We start from the raw sequence: 24,222 nt of genomic DNA, 5'->3' as shown, positions 1-24,222 counted from the left end.
CGCTACTCACCTCACGACATGTTGCGGGGAAAGAAACGCAAGCTTTCCGCCGTACGTTTTTTGTAAATTCTCATACGTAAATACCTCTTCCGTCGGACCAGCGGCGATCACTTGCTTGTTTAAAAGCAGCACCCAGTCGAAATAATCGCGCACCGTTTGCAAGTCGTGATGAACAACGAGCACCGTTTTTCCTTTTGCTTTTAATTCGTTTAATAATTCGATGATCGCCTTTTCCGTTGCGGCATCGACGCCGACAAACGGCTCATCCATCAAGTAGATCGACGCATCTTGCGCCAGTGCACGCGCTAAAAAAACACGCTGTTGTTGTCCGCCGGAAAGCTGGCTAATTTGCCGTTTCGCATATGAGGTCATTCCGACTTTTTCTAAACATTGCATCGCCACCGCCACATCTTCTTTGCGCGGGCGTTTCCATAACCCAATGTGACCGTATCGTCCCATGAGGACCACATCAAGCGCATTCGTCGGAAAATCCCAATCAACTGAACCGCGCTGCGGAACATAGCCGACAAGATGGCGTTGCTGTTTATACGGTTTTCCGTAAATAGAGATATCGCCTTTCACGCGCGGAATTAAATCTAAAATCGCCTTCATTAATGTGGATTTTCCTGCTCCATTTGGTCCGATAATGCCAATCAATTTCCCTTCTGGCACGGAAAAAGAAACGTCTTCTAACACCGCTTGGCGCTGATAAGCGACCGTCAGCTGATTGACTGTTAATGGCTTCATGCTCATCCCTCCTACTTCAGTGATTTTACGATCGTTTCAACGTTATGACGGTACATTCCGACAAACGTTCCCTCTTCCGTTCCTTTCTCGCCGAGCGCATCAGAAAAGAGTTCACCGCCAATTTTCACATCGTGACCGCGCTGTTTCGCTCCTTCGACAACCGCTTGAATCGCTTTTTTTGATACGCTGCTCTCTACAAACACCGCTTTAATGTTCCGTTCAACAATCGTATTGACGAGCTCTTGCACGTCTTTTAATCCATATTCCGCATCGGTGCTCAACCCTTGCAATCCGATTACTTCCATGTCGTATGCGCGCCCAAAGTAGTGGAACGCATCATGTGCGGTGATCATAACGCGCTGTTGTTTCGGAATGGAGCCGATCTCTTTTTGCGCTTCCTGTTTTAACTTTGTCAATTGCGCCATATACGCTTCCGCATTTTTCTCATAATCTTCTTTATGCGCTTTGTCAAATTCAATGAGTTCATCGCGCACCGCTTTCACTGCATACGACCATAAATCAAGATCAAACCAGACGTGCGGATCGTACGTTCCATCATTTTCAATGAGCTTTTCTTTCGGAATCGCTTCAGCCACGGCAACCACTTTTTTTTCTTTTTCCATCTTCTCGAAAATTTCGCCCACTTTTCCTTCTAAATGAAGACCGTTATAAAAAATCAAATCAGCTGAACTTAACTTTTGGATATCCCCTTGCGACGCTTTGTATAAATGCGGGTCAACTCCCGGTCCCATGAGCGCCTCGACATGGACGTGATCACCGCCGACATGTTCAACAATATCGGCAATTTGGCCCGTGGTAACCGTAATGTTTATTTTGTCACCCACGTTTTTTTCATTGCTGCATCCAAATAAGAAAAATATGCAAACCAAACTTATCCACCATTTTTTCATTTTTCTCCTCCTTAAAGTTGTACAGAGATATAAAAGTTTCCTCAATGCAACTTTTTGACCAAAAAATCGTTTGCTTCGCCTATCGTATGCAACCACATAAAAATCGTGCATAGATGGAACAAGCAAACAATAATTCTTTCATCTAAAAAAGTTTCTCTAGTGCAACTTTCATTTTTATCTTATTCTTTTATTTCCATTGTGTCAAATTATTTTTTTCGACGTGTTTTTATCTTTTATTTCACTATTTACATATATTTCAAAAAGTGATATCATATAAATATCAAAATAAAATAAGAGGTGAAAAAAATGAAAGAAACAAAAGCATGGTATGTGAACGGGTTTGTCGGGATTTTATTGATCGCGATTCTAGCAGCAGGAGCAGCTTGGAAAGCAATCATGGAAAAGGAAATTTTCTTACCGATTGTTTTCGGTCTTGCTGCCGTTGTACTGGCAAGCGGCATAACAATTGTTCAACCAAATCAAGCGAAAGTCATTATTTTTTTCGGAAAATATTTAGGGAGCATTCGCGATAGCGGCTTGTTTCTGACTGTTCCGCTTACCATTCACAAAACCGTTTCCTTGCGCGTTCGCAACTTTAACAGCGCGAAATTGAAAGTCAATGACGTGGAAGGAAATCCAATTGAAATTGCAGCCGTTGTCGTTTTTAAAGTCATCGATTCCGCAAAAGCGATATTCGACGTTGACAACTATGAGCAGTTTGTCGAAATTCAAAGCGAAACAGCGATTCGCCACGTTGCGACCAAGTATCCATACGATACGTTTGAAAATGAAGAAATTACGTTACGCGGCAATGCTGACGTTGTTTCAGACGTTCTTGCGAAAGAACTGCAAGAGCGATTGAATGTCGCAGGCGTCGAAGTGATCGAAGCTCGCCTCACCCACCTCGCGTATTCAACGGAAATCGCCAGCGCGATGCTGCAGCGTCAACAAGCGGCAGCCATTTTAGCTGCGCGGAAAAAGATTGTGGAAGGAGCTGTTTCGATGGCGAAAATGGCAATCGAACAGCTTGACAAAGAAGGCGGTTTGCAGTTAGATGAAGAACGAAAAGCCAATATGGTCAACAACTTAATGGTCGCGATCATTTCCGATCGCGGCGCCCAACCGGTCATCAACACCGGAACTTTATATTGATGGTCGTGGAGTGATATGGCAAAAAAGAAAAACTTTCCATTACGAATCGATCCCGCTTTATACGAAGTGATTGAGCGATGGGCGCAAGACGAATTTCGCAGCGTCAATGCCCACATCGAATTTTTGTTGCGCGAGGCCGCCAAACGCGAAGGACGGTTAAAAAAAGAGAAAAAAGAGCAAGAGGGCTGAGTGAATCAGCCCTCTTGCTTTGAGGAAATCGGAAAAAGCAAACACACGGTCGTTCCTTTTCCTTCTTCACTATGAATCTTCATTTTGCCACCATGTGCTTCCACGATTTTAAAACTCACCATTAACCCTAATCCAGTCCCTTTTTCTTTTGTGCTGTAGAACGGTTCACCGAGCGTAGAAAGCCGTTCTTTTGGAATGCCGCAGCCTTCGTCTGTAAAGCAAATAAGAATCGAATCTAGTCGTCTTTTCGCTTCGATCCGCAATATTCCGCCGTTTGGCATCGCCTCAATCGCGTTTTTGATGATGTTGATAAACACTTGTTTCAATTGATTTTCATCGCAATAAAGCGGCGGAAGTTGTTCATCAACGGAACATTGAACCGTCACATGATGCAATAGTGCTTGGCCTTCAAGAAGCTTCATCACATGTTGCAGCATTTCCGATACGTGACTGTATGCCTTTTTTATTGCGTTCGGCTTTCCAAGCAATAAAAACTCATCGACGATTTCGTTTAACCGCTCTAATTCCGCTTCAATAATATCGAAATACGCCTGATTGCGTTCTCCCTCTTTTAAAAGCTGAATAAACCCTTTCAGCGATGTTAATGGATTGCGGATTTCGTGGGCAACCCCCGCCGCCAATTCACCGACAACCGCCAGCTTTTCCGATTTGCGCAACAGTTCTTCCGATTGTTGAATGGAATCGATCATGTAATTGAAGCGTTTTGCGAGCAAACCAATTTCCGTTTGATCGGTTTCGTCTGCGCGAACATGTTTTTTTCCTTTCGCGACCGCTTCCGCCACATCACATAATCGGCGAATCGGATGGACAATTTGATGAGCATAGAGCGCTGTTAAGAGCGATAAAATGAAAAATGCCGCAATAGAAGCAAACCAAAGCGCCTTTTCAAACAACGCATAAGATTTATAAATTTCCGAAACAGGCACTTGCGCAACAACACCCCATTGTAAAATCGGAATATACGCATAGGAAGCAAGCATCGCCACTCCTTCCGTATTGACGACTTCTTCATATCCTGATTGCCCTCGGAGCAATTTTTGTACAACAACATTTTCAGCAACATTATCGCCAATCCGTTTTTTCAATGGATGAGAAATAATGTTCCCGTTGCGATCGACGATGAACGTATAGCCGTGTTCACCTATTCGAAAACTTTGAAAAATGGATTGAAACAGCTTATTTTGTTCAATGCGCATCGATAAGTTGACTACGCGCTCAACTTCATTCCGTTCATTTAAAACAGGAACAGAAATGACGAGTAAATAACGGCCCGTATCAGCGGAGACAACATCGCTGAAGTAAGCTCTTTTCGTTCGCAACGCTTGTTGGAAGTATTCACGCTTGCTTAAGTTATAGTTTAATAGATGGCTTAAGTCATCAGGATAAAATCCTTTCACATATCCGTTCCGATCTAATACTGTAGCGCTATCAATGTAAGGAGAAATTTTAACAATATGTTCAAGCCCTTCTGACCATTGCTTGGCATCGTTCACCCGAAAATGTGGATCGTTTTGCACGTAGTGTTCAAATTTATTTAAATCCTCACCTATTTGGACAATTTGTTCTTTCATTCGCGAAACGGTTTTATCCGTCATGTGCCGATATTGCTCTTTTGTGATTTCAGGCAAAGACATCCGAGCAATTATAAACATTAAAACTAGCAATGCAAAAATAACGACTAAATTAATAATATAAATTTTCCAAAAAATACGTGACCGTATCCAATTCATTTCTCTACTACTCCCTACATCATTCGTTGTAGATTTTTATTATACCATTTATAGCATGGAAATTGTGACATGTTTCATCGTGCACAAAAAAACTCGTTCATGTCAAGAAATGAAGTTAATCACCGATAATGTTTTAATTTTCAAAAAATAATATTTTAATTCATCTCATGTTATAATGATCCAGTACTTATAAGAAAAACATTTGTATTTTTGAGGTGGACAAAATGAAGCAAGCTGAATTAAGAAAAAGCATTGGCTTTGTCGTTGCAACATCGTTAGTCATCGGCACGGTCATCGGTTCCGGCATTTTCATGAAACCGGGCGTTGTCATCGCCGCCGCTGGTGATTCGACAATGGCGCTATGGGCATGGGTCATCGGCGGCATCATTACATTAGCGAGCGGGTTAACGATCGCCGAAGTGAGCGCAAACATTCCGAAAACCGGAGGGCTGTATGCTTATGTAGAAGAGGTGTACGGAAAGTTTTGGGGCTTTTTATGCGGATGGGTGCAAACAATCATCTACGGTCCAGCGGTGATCGGAGCGCTCGGATTATACTTCGGTTCGTTATTTGCAGGGGTGTTTGGTTTTTCAAACCAGACGGAAACATGGATCGGAATTTTAGCTGTTCTTTTTCTTGCGCTCATTAACATACTAGGAACACAATATGGCGGAGCAGTTCAAAGTTTATTAACATTAGCAAAATTGCTACCAATCTTCCTTATTATCGTGTTTGGGATGGTTCAAGGAGATGTGCCTGTGTTCGGAATGGAGAGCGAAAGCAGCCGGGCGATCAGCATGGGCGCCGCTGTGTTAGCGACGCTTTGGGCGTACGACGGCTGGATGAATGTCGGATTTGTGGCAGGCGAAATGAAAAATCCAGCAAAAACATTGCCAAAAGCCATTATTACCGGAATTGTCATCGTCATGCTTTGCTACTTAGCCGTCAATATCGCGATGCTTCACGTACTTCCTGCTAGTCAAATTGTCGAGCTTGGCCCGAACGCCGCAAAAGAAGCCGCGACGCTACTATTTGGCGATGTAGGCGGAAAAATGATTGCGATCGGCATTTTAATTTCTATTTTCGGTTGTTTAAACGGAAAAATTTTAACATTCCCGCGCATGCCGTTTGCAATGGCAGAAGACGGACTGTTCCCTGGCGCTCGTTTCTTATCACGCGTTCACCCAACGTTTCACACTCCTGTTCAAGCAATCGTTTTACAAGTGGCGATCGCTGTGGCAATGATGTTAATGACCAGCCCAGATCGCTTGACCGATATCGCCATTTTTAGCGTTTTCTTATTTTACAGTTTAGCGTTTTACTCTGTATTTTTGTTGCGGAAAAATCGTCAATCCGATCATTCGTTATATAAAGTGCCTTTCTATCCTGTAACGCCTATAGTTGCGATTGTAGGAGCGATTTACATTATTGGAAGCACCGTCATTAATCAGCCGCTCGATGCTTTTCTTTCTGTGTTAATCACATTATCCGGAATCCCTATTTATTGGAAGTTGACAACCAAACAAAAAGAAAAAACGACGAAAAAAGCAAGTTAAACGAATACCCTCGAAACAGTATTGACAACGATCGAAAAAAATGCAAAACCGCTAAACGGCATTCGTTTAGCGGTTTTCTTTTTCAAACAAACGTAAATACTCCCCGTACCCTTCTTTTTCAAGATCTTCTTTCGGAATGAAGCGCAACGCTGCTGAATTGATACAATAGCGCAGTCCCGTCGGCGCTGGTCCATCGTTAAATACATGACCTAAGTGAGAGTCGGCTTTTCGGCTTCGAACTTCTACGCGAACCATCCCGTGGCTTAAATCTAATTCGGTTTTAATATTTTCTTCGTGAAGCGGTTTTGTAAAACTTGGCCAACCGCAGCCAGAATCATACTTGTCTAGTGAGCTAAACAACGGTTCTCCCGAAACGATATCGACGTAAATCCCGTCGCGTTTGTTGTCCCAATACAAATTGTTAAACGGCGGTTCCGTTCCGTTTCGTTGCGTAACTTCATATTGAAGCGGCGTTAATTTTTTGCGCAATTCTTCATCTCGTTTTTTGTCAAACCAATGTTTCTTAATAAACGCATCGCGTCCAGAACCGATGCGATATAGCTTGTAGCGGAGAGGATTTTTCTTATGATAATTTTGATGGTATTCTTCTGCCGGATAAAACGTTGAAGCAGGCAAAATTTTGGTGACGATCGGCTTCGAAAAACGCCCGCTTTCTTCCAATTCTCGCTTTGACTTTTCCGCTAATTGCCGCTGTTTTTCATTATGATAAAAAATAGCTGTGCGATAAGATTCGCCGCGGTCATGAAACTGACCGCCGTCATCCGTCGGATCGATTTGCCGCCAATAAACGTCTAACAATTTTTCGTACGGAAAAATATCCGGATCAAATGTAATTTGCACCGCCTCGTAATGTCCGGTTGTCTGCGTGCATACTTCTTCATACGTTGGATTTTCTTTATGTCCTCCTGTGTACCCAGATACGACTTGAATGATACCTGGTTGTTCTTCAAATGGAGAAACCATGCACCAAAAACATCCGCCCGCAAACGTCGCAAGTTCGTATTGTTTACTCATCGTGCCTCCTCCTTCTTTTATGAATTGCCCAAATCGGCAATGTCAACGAATTTGTCAGTTAATACTCCTCATAAACGTACGGTTGGTCTGGCACCTCAATCGTTTCTATAGCGGGTTGTTCAATGACTGGAATGATCGATTGACGATACGTTGTTTGATGAATGGTGCCTGTTACTTTAATCCAAGTGTTATCCTTCAGCTTCGCAGCATTTTCTCCCTTCACTAACATACCATAAACATTCGCATCGGCGATACAACATGTGACACCAAAGCGAGCCACGACGAATTGATTGGCAGGAAAATCACGTTCGCGAAAAACAAAGCCCGTAATTTCGACTTTTTTTCCGATGAATTGATCGAGATGTTCGCTAATCATACTAATGGTAGAAATATATTTTTCATCCTTCACAACAATTTTATCCGTTCCAAATGAACATGTTGTCAAAGCGGGAAAATAAACTAAAAAACTTCAGCCGACTTTGTTGTTGTTAAATGAAAAAGTACGTTTGGAATTTCTTCAATTACATCGGTCGCAAGCACATCGAGTTGCGAATGTCCTTTCTCGACAAGGAAGTCCGCTGCTTTCCCATGGATCCATACCGCATTGCTGATCGCTTCTTGAATAGAGCGGTGCTGCATAAGAAACGCAACAATCATTCCGGTAAGAACATCACCGCTGCCGCCTTTAGCTAATGCAGGATTTCCGGTTGTATTCACATACTGCATTCCATCTGGCGTCGTCACAATCGTATAAGGCCCTTTTAGCACCACATAAATGCCATATTCCATCGCCAAGCGCTTCGCCACTCCAAAGCGATCATTTTCAACCTCGCGAATGGAAACACCGAGCATTCGCGCCATTTCACCAGGATGTGGCGTCACAATCGTCGCTGCACTTCGCTTGCGAACGAACGGAGCGTACTCGTTCCAGAAAAACAAGGCATCCGCATCTAACACGACCGGAACGTCGTGGCTTAACACGGTTTTGACGACATTTTTTGTCCCTTCCGTTCTTCCGATTCCCGGCCCAACGGCTATAGCGTCAACATCTAAATGAGAAAGATCAATCTCACCCGAAAAGTAACCATCATGCGATGAACATGGGTAATACATCGCCTCCGGAATACGGTTAGCAACGACGGAATAAATCGCCTCCGGAATCGCCATTGTCAATAGTCCTGCTCCGCTTCGCAATGCCGCTTTAGCCGTGAACGTTACCGCACCGGTCATCCGTTTCGAACCGCCAATCACAAGCGCCTTCCCATACGTTCCTTTATGGGATGACTTCTGTCTTTTTGGCAGCGTCCGCACGACATCCGCTTCTTCCCACGTAGAGCGAAACTCAGCGTTACGCGCAACGGAAAGAGGTGGAATTCCAATATCGACAACGACAAGTTCTCCATAATAATCCGCCGTCGGAAACGTATACGCACTAAGCTTTGGACATTGAATCGTGATCGTCACATCGGCACGAACGGCTGTATCGGCCGCGCCTCCATCCGCAGGAATACCGCTTGGCACGTCAATCGCATACACGCTCGCGTTTGTTCGATTTACCATATCAATGATTTCTTTATACGGAGAACGAACGGCTCCCTGCACACCGATCCCAAGCAGCGCATCCACGATGACATCGTAATGCGCTATTTGTTCGACAAACGTTTGCTCATTTCCGCTATATAGCTTCACTTCGTATCCCGCATTTTCATAAATGTCAAGCGCTTTTTTCGCCGCACCTTTTACCTTTTCTTTTGGCGGGATGAGCCATACATCCGTGCAATACCCATAGCTTTTTAACATTCTCGCTACGACAAATCCGTCGCCGCCATTGTTGCCTGTTCCCGCTAACACCGCGATTCGCATCGAAGGATGAAGACGTTCAAGCAATGCTCTGGCAACAGCTTGCCCCGCGTTTTCCATAAGCGACTCCTCGCTCATGCCAATCCGTTCAATGGTATCACGATCAATGGCATACATTTCCGAAGCTGTCACAATCCGCATAACAACCACCTCTGTTTTTTATTTCTATACTTATTATAATCTTAAAAATAAAATAGACTATCTCACGATGAGATAGCCTATTCATTCAACATATGAAACACTTGTTCAACGTCTTTATCGCCACGTCCAGATAGATTAACAATGATGATTTGATCACGATCGAGCGTCGGTGCCAATTTGAGTGCATACGCTACCGTATGAGCGCTCTCAAGCGCCGGGATAATTCCTTCTGTTTTCGATAACAGTTGAAACGCCTCCAGCACTTCTTCATTTGTAACGGTATAGTATTCCGCTCGTTCGGACACCTTTAAGTAGCTATGCTCCGGGCCAATTCCTGGATAATCCAACCCAGCCGCAATTGAATATGTTGGTTGCGGATTTCCTTCTTCGTCTAATAAAACGAGACATTTGAATCCATGAATGACCGCTGGGACCCCTTTCGTGAGCGTGGCTGCTTTTTCCGGTTCAACGCCGATGAGCCGCACGCTCGGTTCATCGATATAATGTGCAAATGCCCCGATTGCGTTGCTGCCGCCGCCGACACAGGCGATGACCGCATCAGGCAAACGTCCCTCTTTTTCGAGGATTTGCCGTTTGCTTTCTTCGCTAATGACCGATTGAAAATGTTTGACGATGCTTGGATATGGATGCGGACCAACCGCTGAGCCAAGCAAATAAAACGTATGTTCATAGTTTTGAGCGTAGTCATTTAATGCTTCATCAACCGCATCTTTCAATCTTCCTTGTCCTTTCGATACCGAAACGACTTTGGCCCCTAAAAGCTCCATCCGAAACACGTTTAATGCTTGCCGTCTCGTATCTTCCTCGCCCATATAAATCGTGCAATCCATCCCAAACATCGCACACGCCGTCGCCGTTGCCACGCCGTGCTGCCCCGCACCTGTTTCAGCGATGACGCGCTTTGCACCCATTCGTTTCGCAAGCAAAATTTGGCCAATGACGTTGTTGATTTTATGCGAACCTGTATGATTGAGATCTTCGCGTTTCAAATAAATTTTTGCCCCGCCTAAACGCTCGGTAAGCCGAGCCGCAAAAGTAAGCGGATTTTCGCGACCGACATACTCTTTCAAATAAAACTTGAATTCTTGATTAAACACCGGATCATCTTTATACTTCAAAAACTGCTCTTCCAAATAATCAAGCGCTTCCTGCAGCGCTGGCGGCACAAAACTTCCGCCAAACTCGCCAAAATACCCTCTTCTACTCTGAACTACACTCATCTCTCATCTCTCCTCAATTTTCCGATTTCATCCCAAGCATACTCGCCTTTTCAATAAAAGTCAATGAATTTTCTGTATTTTCTTTATATTTATCAAATCATATGCACAAATGGTTTGAAAATCCGCTCACTGTGATTTCTTGATTAGAGCTATTTGATAAGATCAATTATGAAATCACATCGACCATTGTTCACAAAACACAACGACTTCGACTTTTCGTACCATTACGTGTCACGTCCTTCCAATCACTTCAACGCTGCTTTAAATAAGCTAAACTCTTTTTCGGCTCTCCATCACTTTCACGCCAAATTGAAGGCATTCTTCACAAATCGACACAAACGGTCCCTTTACAAGTTGTTTTTTACTTTGGAGACAAAATGCGCATCTTTCTTCCGTTTTGGTCACTAACACGCGATCTTGTTTCTTCTCGTTATCAAGGATTTTTATATTCTCATACACGTGGTTTAAAAACATTTCATCAATCTGCTCGAATTCTCCCCTCAACTTCATCGCGATTAGTTTACACGCAACCGCCATTCCTTCATAAAATCGATTTTGTTCAACATCTTTGTTGTTACTTATCGTATCCGTCATTCCTTTCACAAGCTCCTCTAAATCTTCAATCAATCCCTCTATTGTTTGGCTACTCAACAACTTTTTTTTGGAATCGCTCACCATGCTTCCCCCTTTGGAATATTTCAATACTTGTATACAACATAACGACGCTTTCCCCTGCTTATGAATGGAAAAACTTCCTTTAGAACATACTCTCATCTAAAAACCGCATGCGAACATCGGGCGTGGGCATTAGGCAGCTGTCGCGTTTGCCGAACCATTCATATCGATGTTTTGCAATCCAGTCATACAAACGGTCGCGAAGCGGTTTTGGAATAAGGATAAAGATATGTAATAGCTTTCAAGCACCTGTTAACTATTTGTAATAGAGTTCAGAATGATGGTCTGAACTCTATTTTGTCTGCAGTCGGAAGCATCATGACGATTCACAGCGCAACGGACATGTTCGACAGTGAGATCGAGCAGCCGTTTGATAATAGAGACAACATGTCGATCTTCGACGATCCCCCTTCTCTCCTTTCCAAAAACGACGCAAAGGGTTTTGAGAATATGGACCAAAAAACCTTCCGTCAGCCTCTTGAATGACAAAGAGAAAATCGTCATAAATGCGGTTATGAAGATGAACAGACTTATTTTCTTCTAATAATGTTTCGTACAACCAAACAATATAGATCGCAATGTTTTCCCATAATATAAGCGGCGAAATGTTCGTGATTTTCCGCAATTGTTCAATAAGCAAGGTGATATGTTCAGCAAAGAGAAGTTGGATTGTTTTTTCACGCCACTTGTCGCGATTCTCATCAGCCATCGTGCATTCCAATGATTCAAAGCGAAAAGTAGGCAACCACGTTTCTGATTCATCATCCGTCTCCATCCATATCCGATCAAACGACAACGAAAGGCGCTTATTCCACACGGACATCGCATACAATACGATCGCTACTAAAAAGCTATGCCTCTTGATCAGCATGGAGGCGGCTGCAGCTTGATTCCGCGCGCCGATTTTCTGCCGCACCGATTGTAAATAAGCGATGAGCTCGTTTTCATCAAGCAGTCGATCAATCCGAATGGCTAATGGCGAATTTGTGCGATTGTTTGAAAGACGAAATTTCTCTAACTGTTTGATCTCATCAGCAGAAAGATGCATTACGATGCACCTTCCCTCTGAAAAACACATCTTCCTTTTCCGTATGGAATGCAAAGCGGCGTTCCAAATAGCGGGTCATAGGTCACTTCGCAATCGAGTTGAAAGACATCTTTGACGAGCTGACACGAAATAATCTCCTCCGGCTTTCCTTGTGCATATACCTTTTTATCACGGATGGCAACAATATGATGAGCATAGCGGCAAGCCAGATTTAAATCATGAAGCACCATCACGATCGTTCGTTTTTCTTTTTCATTTAATTCAAACAACAAATCGAGAATTTCAATTTGATGCGTCATATCCAAATAGGTCGTCGGTTCATCAAGCAGAATAATGTCGGTATTTTGCGCGAGCGTCATCGCAATCCATGCTCGTTGGCGCTGTCCTCCTGAAAGCGAATCAACCGGACGCTCCGCCAGCTCTGTCATTCCTGTTGCTTCAAGCGCCCGCTGTACCGCTTCTTCATCCTCTTTTGACCATTGTTTCAACCATGTTTGATACGGATAACGCCCTTGTTTAACCAACTGCAAAACGGTTAACCCTTCCGGCGCTGTCGGCGATTGCGGCAAAATCGCCATCTTTTTCGCGACTTCTTTTGTCGGCAACTTTGCAATCGCTTCTCCTTCAAGCAACACGGCGCCGCTAATCGGTTTTAACAATCGCGCTAACGACCGCAATAATGTCGATTTCCCGCATCCATTCGCGCCGATCAAAACGGTAATTTCCCCTTTTGGAATGCTTAAATCCAATTCGTCAATAATGATCGTATTTCCGTAAGATAATGTAAGCGATTTTGTTTGTAAAACACTCATCCGTTACGCACCTCTCTATGAATTTCGACTTTTGTATAACAAATAAATGAAATACGGTGCTCCGATCGCCGCTGTAAATACACCTGCTGGAATTTCAAGCGGAGCAAATAGCGTGCGCCCGACCAAATCGGCAAGCATCACCAAAACGGCGCCTAACAAAGCCGCTGTCGGCAACAAAGCCCCGAAGGAAGAACCAACTAATCTTCGTGCCATATGCGGCGCCATTAACCCGACAAAGCCAATTCCGCCCGCAAACGCGACTGCTCCTCCTGTTAGCGCTGTGCTTAATAAAAGAAGGAACAATCGCTGTTTTTGTAAAGAAACACCCGCACCGATCGCCAGCTCATCCCCTAACTCTTGAATGTTCATCTGTCGCACCGAGATTAAACTGATGAGCAACAACAAAACAGCCCAAGGCGCGAGAATGAAAACTTGCTTCCAAGAAACTCCATATACACTCCCTGTAATCCAAACATTTGCTTGACTCGCTCGATAAATCGGGCCAATGAGCATCAATAATGTAGTGAAAGCTTGCATCAATGCAGATATCCCAATTCCGATTAACACGAGACGAATAGGAGATACACCTTTTTTCCATGCCAGTACATACACGAGAAACGCCGCGATTGTCGCGCCTATAAACGCCCCTAACGGCAACCAGTGAATGCTGATGGTGAGCGAACCGTTTTTATCACTGAATAACGCCAAAAATGAAACAACCGCCACCGCTGCTCCGCTCGTCATCCCAAGCACATCCGGGGAAGCGAGCGGATTGCGAATCATTCCTTGAAGAATGGCTCCAGCGACAGCTAAGGACATACCAGCAAAAAGAGCGATTACAATTCGAGGCAGGCGAAATGAATAAATGACGATTTCCTCCATCTCTGAGCCGCTGCCTAATAGCGTATGGATCACATCTACTGGAGAAATATACATTTCTCCGCTGCCTGTGTTAATGAGAAACACGGCAACTGTAATAAGCAACAATATGAAACTAGCAATGACAGCCTTTTTATCCATTAAAACCGAAATTTGTTTCCCGATTCGAAACGGTATGTACTTCCTCATTTCAAAATCCCCCTACGGGCAATGTAAATAAAGAACGGAACCCCGATGAATGCCGTCATAATTCCAACTGGCACTTCTTGCGGCATCAAAATATAACGCGCTCCAATGTCGGCAACGTTTAATAAAATCCCGCCAATCAATGTGCAATACGGCAATACCCAGCGATGATCAACCCCGACAAATGCCCGGGCAATATGCGGAACAATAATTCCGATAAATCCTATTGGCCCCGCTACCGCCACAGAGCTCCCCGCTAATAAAACAACGAGTATGGCTACGGTCAGCTTCACCATATTCGTACGCTGTCCCAATCCTTTCGCAACATCATCGCCCATCATGAGAATGTTGACTTTTGGCGCTAATAAAAAGGAACCGATCCACGCAACAAGAAAATAAGGAAGCACGGAAATTAACATTTCTAATTTTCTTCCTGAAACAGACCCTGCAAGCCAAAACAACACTTCTTCCAACGCTTTTTCGTTTGCGACCAATAATCCTTGAGTGAGCGAAGCGAAAAGCGTGGCTACAGCCGTACCCGCTAACGTTAATTTAAGCGGTGTCATTCCTTCTTTTCCAACCGAGCTGATGACAAACACGATGATCGCTGCTAATGCGGCTCCGATCAAAGCGAGCCACGTAAATGTCTGAAGCGAACTGACTTGAAAAAAGGTGACACACAAGACGATCAAAAACCCTGCACCCGCATTGATTCCAAAAATTCCCGGAGAAGCGAGCGGGTTTTTGGTTAAAGCTTGCATAAGCGCACCTGCCATCGCCAAGCTCGCTCCAACAGCCGCTCCAATAAGCGCGCGCGGCAAACGAACCGTATTAATAATAATGTGTTCATTCGAATGATTCTTGTTCGTAAGCGCTTCGATCGCCGTTTGATAGCTTGTATCGGTATAGCCATAAATAATGCTCATCCACATGCTAATAAGCAGTAAAAGAACGAATGAAAATAGTCCAATGATCCGTCTCTTGTTTGTCGTTAACATTTTTCGCCTATCTCCTCATTATCTATATCTACTTTTAAGTCTATTTGATACTGACTTTCAATGTCAATATTTTTAAGATATAGTCATTTCTTATATGGCTTTCATTTTATTTTTATTTTTTCTATTGACAATGATTATCATTCGTAATATCATTTTACTCGTTAGTGAAAATCATTTTCAAATAGGGGGCATACATATGAAATCAAAACTTTCTTCCATTCTAGCAATCATGTTTGCTCTCCTTCTCGTCCTTGCCGGATGCAGCGGTGCGAAAGAGGAAGCAAACTCAAAGCCAAACAAAGAGAAAACGGAAGAACCAACAAGCTATACGATTGAACACGCAATGGGGACAGCTGAAATCAAAGGTACTCCTGAACGTGTCGTCATTTTGACAAATGAAGGAACGGAAGCGCTATTGGCGTTAGGTGTAAAACCAGTCGGTGCGGTTAAATCATGGCTTGGAGATCCTTGGTATGATCATATTAAAGACCAAATGGACGGCGTTAAAGAACTTGGAACCGAAAGCGAACCAAATCTCGAAGCGATTGCCGCGTTAAAACCAGATTTAATCATCGGCAACAAATTGCGTCATGAAAAAATTTATGAACAATTAGACGCGATCGCTCCAACTGTTTTCTCAGAAACATTAAAAGGAAACTGGAAAGAAAACTTCATGCTCTATGCAAAAGCGGTCAATAAAGAAGAAAAAGGAAAAGAAGTCATCGCTGAATACGATCAACGCGTAGAAGATTTAAAAGCAAAATTAGGCGACAAATTGAACATGAAAGTTTCAATCGTTCGCTTTATGGCTGGCGATGTACGTATTTATCATAAAGACTCATTCTCTGGGGTTATTTTGGATCAATTAGGATTTGCGCGTCCTGAATCACAAAACGTCAACGATTTTGCTGAAAAAGGTGTCACAAAAGAACGCATTCCAGCCATGGATGGCGATATTCTCTTCTACTTCACATATGAAACTGGAGACGGGGAAGCAAGCAAACTAGAAGAAGAATGGATTAACGATCCACTTTTCAAAAACTTAAATGTAGCGAAACAAGGCAAAGTTTACAAAGTTAGCGACGCCATTTGGAATACGGCTGGCGGCGTACTTGCGGCACACCATATGCTAGATGACATCGAAAAATATTTCTTAAATCAATAACAACATGAAGGGAGTTCGAATCAACCGCTCGAACTCCCTTTTTTCGCGCAAAATCCCTTCTTGCTTTCCTTTCTGCGGCAATTTGCCGTATAATCTCAACGTAATCCTATTCATAAACAGGAGGTACATGATGAGTAAAATTCTTGTGATTAACGGAAGCTCAAGAGAAAACGGGAACACGGAAATGTTCACATCGCTCATTTTAAAAGATGTTCCACACCAATCGATCCATTTGCGCCATCACACGATTATTCCAATCGTGGATAAACGTCATTCTCCGGAAGGATTCACGCCTGTAGAGGATGATTACGATCATATCATTCAATCCGTTTTAGCACATGATATCCTCGTATTTGCCACTCCGCTCTATTGGTACGGAATGAGCGGCCATATGAAGCTTTTTGTCGATCGTTGGTCGCAAAGTTTACGTGATCCGCGATTTGATTTCAAAAAAGAAATGAGCAAGAAAAAAGGCTTTGTCATCATTTGCGGCGGAGACAACCCTTCTATCAAAGCGTTGCCGCTCGTGCAGCAATTCCGTTACATCTTTGACTTCGTCGGCATGGAATGGATGGGATATGTCATCGGCAAAGGAAACAGCCCTGGAGAAATCATGCAAGACCAAAACGCAATGGCACAAGCCAAACATTGGAATCAATATCTTCAATCGCTATGATCGAGCTAAATTCCTAATTGTTCACGCGCTTTTTCAATATCGGTCGTCGGCTGCTGGCAAGCGAAGTTTTCGCATATATAAATCGTCACATCGTCCGCGATTGGTTTGTATTGGGAGGCAAACGGAGCCACTTCGGCAAAATCGGAAGGAGATTCAGCCACTAACGCTGAAACATGCGGAATAAAGGACTGCTGCAATGCTTTTGCGAACGTTTTCCGCTTCTCATCTTCGGTTTTGCCGAAAAGGACGACTTCTTTTGCCGCCATTTCCAACAATAATAATCCTTGCAAAAAGTACGTATAACCGCTCTCGTACGCTTCCACATGCCGCTTAAAGACCGCATACATTTTCTCCGCTTTTTCAAGCAATGTTAAATCGCCCGTTAATCTCGCCAGCCGAATCATTTGCACCGCCGCTACGCTATTTCCTGAAGGCAGCGCCCCATCATAAAGCTCTTTTTCTCGAACGATTAATGTCTCACCGTCTTTTCCGGTAAAATAAAAACCACCACGCTCTTCATCCCAAAACAAGTCCATCATGTTGTTTGTCAAATCGATTGCTTTTTTCAGATACGAAAGCTGAAAAGTTGCTTCATACATTTCGATATACGCCCATACTAAATAAGCATAATCATCAAGAAACCCTTTATTTTTCACTTCTCCATCGCGATAACGAACCATCACTCTTCCTTCACGAATTAAATGCGTTTCAATAAACGTCAACGCCCGTTTCGCCATTTCCATGTACGATTCATTTTCATACACCTTCCCTGCTTTCGCCAAAGCCGCAATCATCAGCGCATTCCACGCCGTCAAAATTTTATCGTCGACATGAGGATATGTACGCATCATTCGTTTCGAAAATAACTGTTGTCTGGCTGTTTCTAATTTCTCGTTTAGTTCTTGTTCGGTCAACTGATATTTTTCCATCACGCTTGATCGATCGGTATGAATGAGGTTTAACACGTTATGCCCCTCGAAATTCCCTTCTTCTGTCACGTCATAAACATCGCAATAAAGAGCACCTAGTTCCCCCACTAAAATATGGAACACTTCTTCTCGATTCCAAACATAATATTTTCCTTCCACTCCTTCCGAATCGGCATCAATCGCAGAATAAAACGCTCCTTCTTTCGATGTCATTTCTCGCTGAACGAACTCAATCACTTGCTCGCTAATTCGTTTGTAACGCTCGTTTTTCGTTATTTGATAGGCTTCCGTATAAGCATGAAGCAAAAGAGCATTATCATACAGCATTTTTTCAAAATGCGGCACCTTCCACATCGCATCAGTCGAGTAGCGAGCAAAACCGTAACCGACATGATCATAAATGCCGCCATCAGCCATGCTGTTTAGCGTTTTTTCAACCATATATAACGCATTCGTTTCTTTTTTCCATAAATGATAACGCATTAAAAAAGTAAGGTTATGCGGGATCGGAAATTTCGGCGCTCCGCCAAAGCCGCCGTAAACAGAATCAAAGCTTCTTTCAAGCTGGCGATACGCATTGTCTAACGCTTTTGCCTGCAACTTCTCGTTTCCTTCCGTTTGAACCGTTTGCTGTAAGCTTGCTGTTATTTTTTCAGAAACGCGCAAAATGTTTTCTTGATGTTGGGCAAATTGATCGGCAATTTGATTTAAAAGATCGATAAAGCCGATTCGGCCGTAACGGCTTCGCTTCGGAAAATACGTCCCCGCATAAAACGGTTTTTGATCCGGCGTCAAAAAGACGCTAAGCGGCCAACCGCCGTGGCCAGTAAGCATCTGACAAACGCGCATATAAATCGAGTCGATATCCGGCCGTTCTTCGCGGTCCACTTTAATCGACACAAACTTTTCATTTAAAATTCGAGCCACTTCCTCATCCTCGAAACTTTCGTGTGCCATCACGTGACACCAATGACATGTAGATATAAGCATCCTCACTTTCATCTATTGACCCCGCAGGGTCAGGAATAGCCAATAGATACAAACACTGGCTTCCCTTCCCTTTTTGCTTTTTGGAAAGCTTCAGGTCCCCATGGAAACCAATCAACTGGATTATGTGCATGTTGTAAAAGGTAAGGTGATTTTTCATGGATTAATCGATTCGTGTATTTTTTCTCATGTACTGACATTTCTTAACACTTCCTTTTGAATTTTTTCATTATTTAATTATTCGTTAAAACTAAAAGGAATATTACCATACTTACCTGTTAATTTTCACCCAGAAATATTCTGAAAATAAAAACTTTTTTCAATAACTTAGAATATCAAAAAAGCGCTGGTATCATCTTTGAAATTATTTTCAGAGGTGATACAAAGATGATTAATTTAACCAAAAAGCAAGAAAAGGCTATAACATCAAAATCTGGATACAAAATAAAAATCATTTCTAATAAACCAACTTTAAGTTCTATTAAAAATTTTTCTCTGGCTTTAAGTGCCTATTTGGAAAAGGAAAGTGATAAAAACCATGTATAACTATAATATTGGTGAAATAATAAATGCTCTTTCCATTGAATTTGTTGCTATTTATTTACGTAAAAGTAGAGATGATAAAAGTGAAGAGGATGTCCTTGCGAATCATCGTTTAGAACTAGTAGAATTAGCCAAAAAATATAATCTTAAATATGTAATTTATGAGGAGATTGGTACTAGTGACAGTATTGAATTTCGACCTGAATTAAAAAAACTGTTACGCGAAGTTAAAAACGGTGTATATGATGCCGTTTTAGTGATTCATCCTGATAGATTAGGACGTGGAGATTGGGCGGATGTAGGTGAAATTAGAAAAGCTTTTAAAGCTTCTAATACTGTCGTTATTACCCCACAAAAAGTCCTTGATTACAATGATGAGAATCAAGAATTGGCTAATGATATGGATGCATTAATGGCGAAACATGAATACCGTTTAATAAAGGGTAGGCTAAAAGCAGGAAAAATTAGGGGTGCAAAAAGAGGTAGATGGACAAACGGTGTACCCCCTTTTCCATACTTTTATGATAGAAATACAAAAAGTTTAGTAGTTGATGAGGCAAAACTACCGATCTACAGAATGATGGTAGAAGAATATTTAAATGGAACATCCTTAAAAGACATTGCTGTTAAAGTTAATAAAATGGGTGTAAAAACACATATAGGTAAATATTGGTCCGAAGTTAAAGTTGAGCGTGTAATTTTTAGTGAGATTCACTTAGGGAGAATCATCTATGGAAAAACTAGTGGAAGCGGCCATAAAAATAAGCCTACTAAACCTTTAGAAATTAAGGATAGAGATGAATGGATTATTGTTGAGAATTGCCATACGGCAATAAAAACTTTAGAAGAACACTCACGAATGTTAGCTATTAAAAATGCAAAACAGAAAGTTCCAAAACGCGCTAGAAATGGTGTCTATGCCTTATCAGGACTGATAAAGTGTAGTAAATGCGGCTATTCGATGAGAATGAATAATAAGAAAACTGTAACCAAAGGGTTAAAGTGTTACGTGGTAAAGTGCCAGAAAACCGATCCATTTGGTAATCAATGTGGTCATCACGGAATCGATGCTGATATCTTACTTGAAGCAATCGAAAACGAACTCTTACTATATTTAAATGAAATTAAATCTTTTGAGAACCCGCAACCTTCTAATCAATACAAATTGGACGATTTACTTGCTGAGAAAAGAAAAGAATTAAAAAATGCGGAAGATGGTTTGAATAGAATTTATAATTTGTATGTAATGGGGAAAATTAACGAAGAAGTAATGAATAACATGTCAAAAGAACAAGAAGCGATGGTTATAAAAATTAAAAATGAACTAAGAGAGATAGAAGAAAACTTTAAAGAAGTCAAAGGTATTTCTAAAGAAGAAAGAAAAGAGAGAATTGAAGCAGCTCTTAGAGGGTTATCAGACAATACTATTGAAACTAAGGAACTCAATCGATTATTAAGATTAATCATCAAAGAAATTAGTTATAAAAAAGTGCAAGATGAAGTGACAGTTGAAATATCTTTCTATTAACATCTTATATTCATCTCAATTTGTATTCCTATCGAGATAAAATACTCTCAATAAAGCGGGCGCTCAATGCTCCCAATATTCTTTTATAAAAATGTCTCTTCACCATTTTCTGTGATTTGTACACAAACCTTGCATCATGTTAGCTGGATTTAGATGTCAATCAGACCGTCTCCTTCTTCAGCTTACTGACCACTAAGTTGGTAGAATGGGAGTAGTCAAGTGCCTTCCTTGACGGCTGCGATTCTACCAACTATCATGTTAGCTGCTGAAGAAGAGCCCTTAAGCAATTTAATCAAAATTAGTATTCCCTGTACATTCCAAAAATACACGAAGTCGAAAACGCTTTAGATTCCGATATCCATAAGCCCTCCGTTTTATATTTTTGATTTTATGATTGGTTCCTTCTGTTCGGGCATTCGTGTATGGAGATAAGAAATATTGGAGTATGGGTGCTTTCCACTTTTCTAATGTGTTGGCCACTTTATGAAAAGATGAGTAAGGACTACTCCGTGCTAATTGAATCCATTCTTCTAAAAGATCATGGGCATCATCGTAATCGGTCAACTTATAGAAATCTCGAAATAGTTCCTTTAAATAGTAAGCACAAGCAAGCTCTGGGTACTCTTCTAAGATTTCTTCCAAGCGTGCTTTCTGATGATCCTGTAATGATTCATATACCTTCAACAGGAGGAACCTTGCTTTTTTTAGTTTTGCAAATCCTTTTCTAACTTTGTCTAAGGCTTGTGTGACTTTTTGAACAACATGGTATTTATCAATGACGATCGTCGCTAAAGGAAAGACGGATTGAATCGCTTTATGATAAGGCTCCCACATGTCCAAAACGGTGGTTTGAACCGTTTGGAAGGAAAGGACATTCTGATTTAATAGTTGAATGGTGGAATCACAATCTCGGTCTTTATGCATTCCGATGACACAGCCTAATTCCGCCTCTGTCAAAACGGTTTCGTATCGATGACCTTTTCGTACAGACACCTCATCTAAACTTAAAACCAGTTCATCCTTATCTAAAGCTTCATGAATTTGTTTTTGATGAAGGGCGGCTTTTTCTTGAGCGACCGAGTAGTAAATTCTCTCTAAGGTCGAATACGGAATCTTTTGTTTTCGACTTACATCTTGTATAGTTGTATCCTGACACAATTCAAACAAGTATTCACGATACCTATTCGTTTGGTGTTTATTAGGTTGAATCGACTCATAAGACTCCGAGAATACCGATTGACAATTTTGGCATTGATATCGTCTGACCAGCACAAATAAACACACAGAATGATTGAGAATGGGAAGATCACGAACCTTTCTTGTCCTCCTGTCATGGACATAAGAAGTCATAAATCCACAATAAGGACAGCGTTCCTCATGACACTTTTTTTGAACATGAACAAAATATTGATTGGAGAAAAAAAGTTGTTTAATCACTTCAAATTCAGGCAATTCTAGTGATATAGAAAGCACTTACGAAACCTCCTTATGTTTGTGTGGTAGCTAACATTATTGCCAGGTTTTCGTAAGTGTTTTCTTCTTTTTTGCCAAAATCACAAAAAGTGGTGATAAATCGTGATGAATAACTTATTTAGTTTCTTAAACGCCAAATCAAGCGATTTTGGTATTTCATCGTTTCACCCAATAGGGGAAAGGTGGAAGGACGCAACATGTTGATATATCAACATTTTTTATTGATTGTCACCAAAATCGCTACGAATTCAAGATAATAGTTAATACTCCAATATAAAACTATAATTGAAATAAATGGCATAAAAATATTCACATTTTTACTCAAATGGTATAAAATATTTAGAGACATATTTATTCATTTTGTATAGAAATTAATGTATTTTTCATTAGTTAGAGGGAGTGAACTGTTTTGAAGATTTGGGCTAATTTAGAGAACGATATTTATAAGCTCCCCCCTTTAAAGGAATCAGATATTAAAAAAGCTGAAAACCTATTTAATGTAAAGCTACCAAAATCTTATCTAGACATCTTAAGGATACAAAACGGTGGGAGTATTGTGTTTAATGCTCATCCTTCACCAAAACCTACCTCTTGGAGCGATCACTCAGTCAATGTCGATTTTATTATGGGAATAGGAGAAAACAATGGCATCTTAGAAACGCCTTACTACATAGAAGAGTGGAATATGCCTGAAGGACTGATTCTATTTAGTGGTCAAGGTCACTCTTGGATAGCGTTTGACTACAGAAACACAGTGGAAAATCCTCCAATTGTTTATATTGATAATGAAACAGAGGAAATATTTAAAATTGCTGACTCATTTGAAAGTTTTTTAAAAAATCTTTATGTCGAGGAAATGGAAGAAGAAATAGAATTTGGTGAATTTAATGAGATTGAAGTATCTAAAGAGTCGACAATGAAAGCTATTTATAATAATGTTATAGATGGAATAATAACTTCAGTTGACCTTATGTCTCAAGAAGTTAAAGCTGAGGATCTAGAATGGTTCAGTTCGATCTTATTACAACTTAGTAAACATCCAAACGATGACGTAAGGAGATCGGTTGCAGAGGCTACAAACTTCTTAGTGGATTCCTTAGAAAGAAATACAGTAGAAAAATTAATAGAAATCTTTAATCAAGATAATAGTGAAGATGTTAGATATTTTGCAAATATGATTAGCGACCAAATTTAATATGTTCTGTGTATACTTACTTATAGTTTACAAAGAAAAGAGCAAAGATTTTTTATCTTGATATCATCTCCTACAGGTAGACTGTTGAGAACATTATATCAAATGTTCTCAACAGTTTCCTTCAATAGTAACTTAGCTGTTTCCATTCCTCCTCGTACTCCAAGCTTGAAATTCAACATTCGGATGTAATTTTTTACGTTATTAACAAATTCTTTCGATTTGATATGTGGATACACGGGTAGGCGAGTTTGAGAAACTACGATATGTTTTCCCTAAATTCTCTACTACACCTTCACTAATTAGAATATTATAAACTTCCTTTTGAATGTGTCCTCTAATCATTTATATCCTTCCTTTCCTAGAATAAAATAAAAAAACCGTGAATCTCCTTTTACGTGAACTCACGGTTTTCGTTTCTTACGTTCCTTCTTGAATTAATTTTTATTTATAGGCTCTGTTAAAGATAAATGTTGATTTTTTGAATTTTTTACAAAATATTGTTATAATAAAAGGAAAATAACGCTTTGACAGAGGTGGTAAGGATT

At 41.2% G+C, this 24,222-nt stretch carries 21 protein-coding genes and 2 pseudogenes; 8 read left to right on the top strand and 15 right to left on the bottom strand.

Features of this window, described 5'->3' with window-relative positions; all coding sequences use genetic code 11:
• Positions 1-6: 6 nt before the first annotated feature.
• Together EDD69_RS09465 and EDD69_RS09460 are read right to left on the bottom strand one after the other, a co-directional pair.
• On the bottom strand, positions 7-747 hold the full coding sequence (locus EDD69_RS09465) for a metal ABC transporter ATP-binding protein (protein ID WP_132948724.1): 741 nt from the start codon (positions 745-747) through the stop codon (positions 7-9).
• An 11-nt stretch (positions 748-758) separates the two neighbouring features.
• Complete coding sequence (locus tag EDD69_RS09460; protein WP_132948723.1) at positions 759-1,658, bottom strand: metal ABC transporter solute-binding protein, Zn/Mn family; 900 nt, start codon at positions 1,656-1,658, stop codon at positions 759-761.
• A 306-nt stretch (positions 1,659-1,964) separates the two neighbouring features.
• On the opposite strand from EDD69_RS09460, the gene EDD69_RS09455 reads away from it, so the two are divergent.
• Together EDD69_RS09455 and EDD69_RS09450 are read left to right on the top strand one after the other, a co-directional pair.
• A complete protein-coding gene (locus tag EDD69_RS09455) occupies positions 1,965-2,810 on the top strand; it encodes an SPFH domain-containing protein (protein WP_132948722.1) in 846 nt (281 codons plus the stop codon).
• 15 nt (positions 2,811-2,825) lie between these two features.
• The gene (locus tag EDD69_RS09450; protein ID WP_132948721.1) at positions 2,826-2,999 is read left to right on the top strand and encodes a type II toxin-antitoxin system antitoxin; all 174 of its coding nucleotides are present in this window, start codon (positions 2,826-2,828) and stop codon (positions 2,997-2,999) included.
• 5 nt (positions 3,000-3,004) lie between these two features.
• Here EDD69_RS09450 and EDD69_RS09445 read toward each other — a convergent pair whose 3' ends face one another.
• Positions 3,005-4,750, bottom strand: coding sequence for a cache domain-containing protein (locus EDD69_RS09445; protein ID WP_132948720.1), 1,746 nt, complete (start codon positions 4,748-4,750; stop codon positions 3,005-3,007).
• Between the two features lie 224 nt (positions 4,751-4,974).
• Between EDD69_RS09445 and EDD69_RS09440 the strand changes: the two genes are divergently transcribed.
• On the top strand, positions 4,975-6,306 hold the full coding sequence (locus tag EDD69_RS09440) for an APC family permease (RefSeq protein ID WP_132948719.1): 1,332 nt from the start codon (positions 4,975-4,977) through the stop codon (positions 6,304-6,306).
• Positions 6,307-6,372: 66 nt separating this feature from the next.
• Here EDD69_RS09440 and msrB read toward each other — a convergent pair whose 3' ends face one another.
• The 10 genes from msrB to EDD69_RS09390 all read right to left on the bottom strand — a co-directional run bounded on the left by msrB (position 6,373) and on the right by EDD69_RS09390 (position 15,181).
• Positions 6,373-7,341: a peptide-methionine (R)-S-oxide reductase MsrB gene (gene msrB, locus EDD69_RS09435; protein WP_132948718.1), complete on the bottom strand. Its 969-nt coding sequence runs from the start codon at positions 7,339-7,341 to the stop codon at positions 6,373-6,375.
• Between the two features lie 58 nt (positions 7,342-7,399).
• Positions 7,400-7,786 (bottom strand): TIGR03943 family putative permease subunit, encoded by a 387-nt coding sequence (locus EDD69_RS09430; protein ID WP_132948717.1) that lies wholly within the window; start codon positions 7,784-7,786, stop codon positions 7,400-7,402.
• A gap of 14 nt (positions 7,787-7,800) precedes the next feature.
• Positions 7,801-9,342 (bottom strand): NAD(P)H-hydrate dehydratase, encoded by a 1,542-nt coding sequence (locus EDD69_RS09425; RefSeq protein ID WP_132948716.1) that lies wholly within the window; start codon positions 9,340-9,342, stop codon positions 7,801-7,803.
• Positions 9,343-9,419: 77 nt separating this feature from the next.
• On the bottom strand, positions 9,420-10,583 hold the full coding sequence (gene trpB / locus EDD69_RS09420; RefSeq protein ID WP_132948715.1) for a tryptophan synthase subunit beta: 1,164 nt from the start codon (positions 10,581-10,583) through the stop codon (positions 9,420-9,422).
• Between the two features lie 270 nt (positions 10,584-10,853).
• Positions 10,854-11,258: a hypothetical protein gene (locus EDD69_RS09415; protein ID WP_132948714.1), complete on the bottom strand. Its 405-nt coding sequence runs from the start codon at positions 11,256-11,258 to the stop codon at positions 10,854-10,856.
• 82 nt (positions 11,259-11,340) lie between these two features.
• Positions 11,341-11,487, bottom strand: a complete 147-nt coding sequence (locus EDD69_RS09410) for a thiol-disulfide oxidoreductase DCC family protein (RefSeq protein WP_132948787.1) — start codon at positions 11,485-11,487, stop codon at positions 11,341-11,343.
• A gap of 87 nt (positions 11,488-11,574) precedes the next feature.
• Positions 11,575-12,306 carry an IucA/IucC family C-terminal-domain containing protein gene (locus EDD69_RS09405; protein ID WP_132948713.1) on the bottom strand — a complete coding sequence of 244 codons (732 nt, stop codon included), beginning with the start codon at positions 12,304-12,306 and terminating at the stop codon, positions 11,575-11,577.
• Positions 12,306-13,118, bottom strand: a complete 813-nt coding sequence (locus EDD69_RS09400) for an ABC transporter ATP-binding protein (protein WP_132948712.1) — start codon at positions 13,116-13,118, stop codon at positions 12,306-12,308. The genes EDD69_RS09405 and EDD69_RS09400 overlap by 1 nt, the downstream gene beginning before the upstream one ends.
• Positions 13,119-13,133: 15 nt before the next feature.
• Positions 13,134-14,186 (bottom strand): FecCD family ABC transporter permease, encoded by a 1,053-nt coding sequence (locus EDD69_RS09395; RefSeq protein WP_132948711.1) that lies wholly within the window; start codon positions 14,184-14,186, stop codon positions 13,134-13,136.
• Entirely contained in the window at positions 14,183-15,181 is a 999-nt protein-coding gene (locus EDD69_RS09390) for a FecCD family ABC transporter permease (protein WP_132948710.1), read from the bottom strand. The genes EDD69_RS09395 and EDD69_RS09390 overlap by 4 nt, the downstream gene beginning before the upstream one ends.
• Before the next feature lie 196 nt (positions 15,182-15,377).
• Here EDD69_RS09390 and EDD69_RS09385 point away from each other — a divergent pair, with 196 nt between their 5' ends.
• Positions 15,378-16,346, top strand: a complete 969-nt coding sequence (locus tag EDD69_RS09385; protein WP_132948709.1) for an ABC transporter substrate-binding protein — start codon at positions 15,378-15,380, stop codon at positions 16,344-16,346.
• Positions 16,347-16,485: 139 nt separating this feature from the next.
• Entirely contained in the window at positions 16,486-17,022 is a 537-nt protein-coding gene (locus tag EDD69_RS09380) for a flavodoxin family protein (RefSeq protein WP_207893274.1), read from the top strand.
• Positions 17,023-17,027: 5 nt separating this feature from the next.
• Here EDD69_RS09380 and EDD69_RS09375 read toward each other — a convergent pair.
• Positions 17,028-19,138 (bottom strand): annotated as a pseudogene (locus EDD69_RS09375) (thioredoxin domain-containing protein).
• A 187-nt stretch (positions 19,139-19,325) separates the two neighbouring features.
• Here EDD69_RS09375 and EDD69_RS15345 point away from each other — a divergent pair.
• Both EDD69_RS15345 and EDD69_RS09365 read left to right on the top strand, forming a co-directional pair.
• Complete coding sequence (locus tag EDD69_RS15345) at positions 19,326-19,484, top strand: hypothetical protein (protein WP_165871762.1); 159 nt, start codon at positions 19,326-19,328, stop codon at positions 19,482-19,484.
• Positions 19,477-21,009, top strand: coding sequence for a recombinase family protein (locus EDD69_RS09365; RefSeq protein WP_132948706.1), 1,533 nt, complete (start codon positions 19,477-19,479; stop codon positions 21,007-21,009). The genes EDD69_RS15345 and EDD69_RS09365 overlap by 8 nt, the downstream gene beginning before the upstream one ends.
• A gap of 288 nt (positions 21,010-21,297) precedes the next feature.
• On the opposite strand, the gene EDD69_RS09360 is transcribed toward EDD69_RS09365, so the two are convergent.
• Entirely contained in the window at positions 21,298-22,482 is a 1,185-nt protein-coding gene (locus tag EDD69_RS09360) for an ISL3 family transposase (protein ID WP_132948705.1), read from the bottom strand.
• A gap of 409 nt (positions 22,483-22,891) precedes the next feature.
• On the opposite strand from EDD69_RS09360, the pseudogene EDD69_RS15760 reads away from it, so the two are divergent.
• Positions 22,892-23,350: pseudogene (locus EDD69_RS15760) on the top strand (SMI1/KNR4 family protein); the annotation flags it as partial.
• Between the last annotated feature and the right edge of the window lie 872 nt (positions 23,351-24,222).

The organism is Thermolongibacillus altinsuensis (assembly GCF_004341205.1).
In the GTDB taxonomy this organism is placed as follows: Bacteria; Bacillota; Bacilli; order Bacillales; family Anoxybacillaceae; genus Thermolongibacillus; species Thermolongibacillus altinsuensis.
The sequence above is the reverse complement of the archived record's forward strand: the minus strand, read 5'-3'. Positions and strand labels throughout refer to the sequence as shown.

Excerpts from the sequence above, each read along its gene's own strand:
- EDD69_RS09425 (WP_132948716.1), bottom strand. The coding sequence starts at position 9,342 with ATGCGGATTGTGACAGCTTCGGAAATGTATGCCATTGATCGTGATACC.
- EDD69_RS09450 (WP_132948721.1), top strand. The coding sequence starts at position 2,826 with ATGGCAAAAAAGAAAAACTTTCCATTACGAATCGATCCCGCTTTATAC.
- EDD69_RS09405 (WP_132948713.1), bottom strand. The coding sequence starts at position 12,306 with ATGCATCTTTCTGCTGATGAGATCAAACAGTTAGAGAAATTTCGTCTT.
- EDD69_RS09400 (WP_132948712.1), bottom strand. The coding sequence starts at position 13,118 with ATGAGTGTTTTACAAACAAAATCGCTTACATTATCTTACGGAAATACG.
- EDD69_RS09440 (WP_132948719.1), top strand. The coding sequence starts at position 4,975 with ATGAAGCAAGCTGAATTAAGAAAAAGCATTGGCTTTGTCGTTGCAACA.
- trpB (WP_132948715.1), bottom strand. The coding sequence starts at position 10,583 with ATGAGTGTAGTTCAGAGTAGAAGAGGGTATTTTGGCGAGTTTGGCGGA.
- EDD69_RS09445 (WP_132948720.1), bottom strand. The coding sequence starts at position 4,750 with ATGAATTGGATACGGTCACGTATTTTTTGGAAAATTTATATTATTAAT.
- EDD69_RS09390 (WP_132948710.1), bottom strand. The coding sequence starts at position 15,181 with ATGTTAACGACAAACAAGAGACGGATCATTGGACTATTTTCATTCGTT.
- EDD69_RS09395 (WP_132948711.1), bottom strand. The coding sequence starts at position 14,186 with ATGAGGAAGTACATACCGTTTCGAATCGGGAAACAAATTTCGGTTTTA.
- EDD69_RS09455 (WP_132948722.1), top strand. The coding sequence starts at position 1,965 with ATGAAAGAAACAAAAGCATGGTATGTGAACGGGTTTGTCGGGATTTTA.
- EDD69_RS09385 (WP_132948709.1), top strand. The coding sequence starts at position 15,378 with ATGAAATCAAAACTTTCTTCCATTCTAGCAATCATGTTTGCTCTCCTT.
- EDD69_RS09465 (WP_132948724.1), bottom strand. The coding sequence starts at position 747 with ATGAAGCCATTAACAGTCAATCAGCTGACGGTCGCTTATCAGCGCCAA.
- EDD69_RS15345 (WP_165871762.1), top strand. The coding sequence starts at position 19,326 with ATGATTAATTTAACCAAAAAGCAAGAAAAGGCTATAACATCAAAATCT.
- EDD69_RS09460 (WP_132948723.1), bottom strand. The coding sequence starts at position 1,658 with ATGAAAAAATGGTGGATAAGTTTGGTTTGCATATTTTTCTTATTTGGA.
- EDD69_RS09365 (WP_132948706.1), top strand. The coding sequence starts at position 19,477 with ATGTATAACTATAATATTGGTGAAATAATAAATGCTCTTTCCATTGAA.
- msrB (WP_132948718.1), bottom strand. The coding sequence starts at position 7,341 with ATGAGTAAACAATACGAACTTGCGACGTTTGCGGGCGGATGTTTTTGG.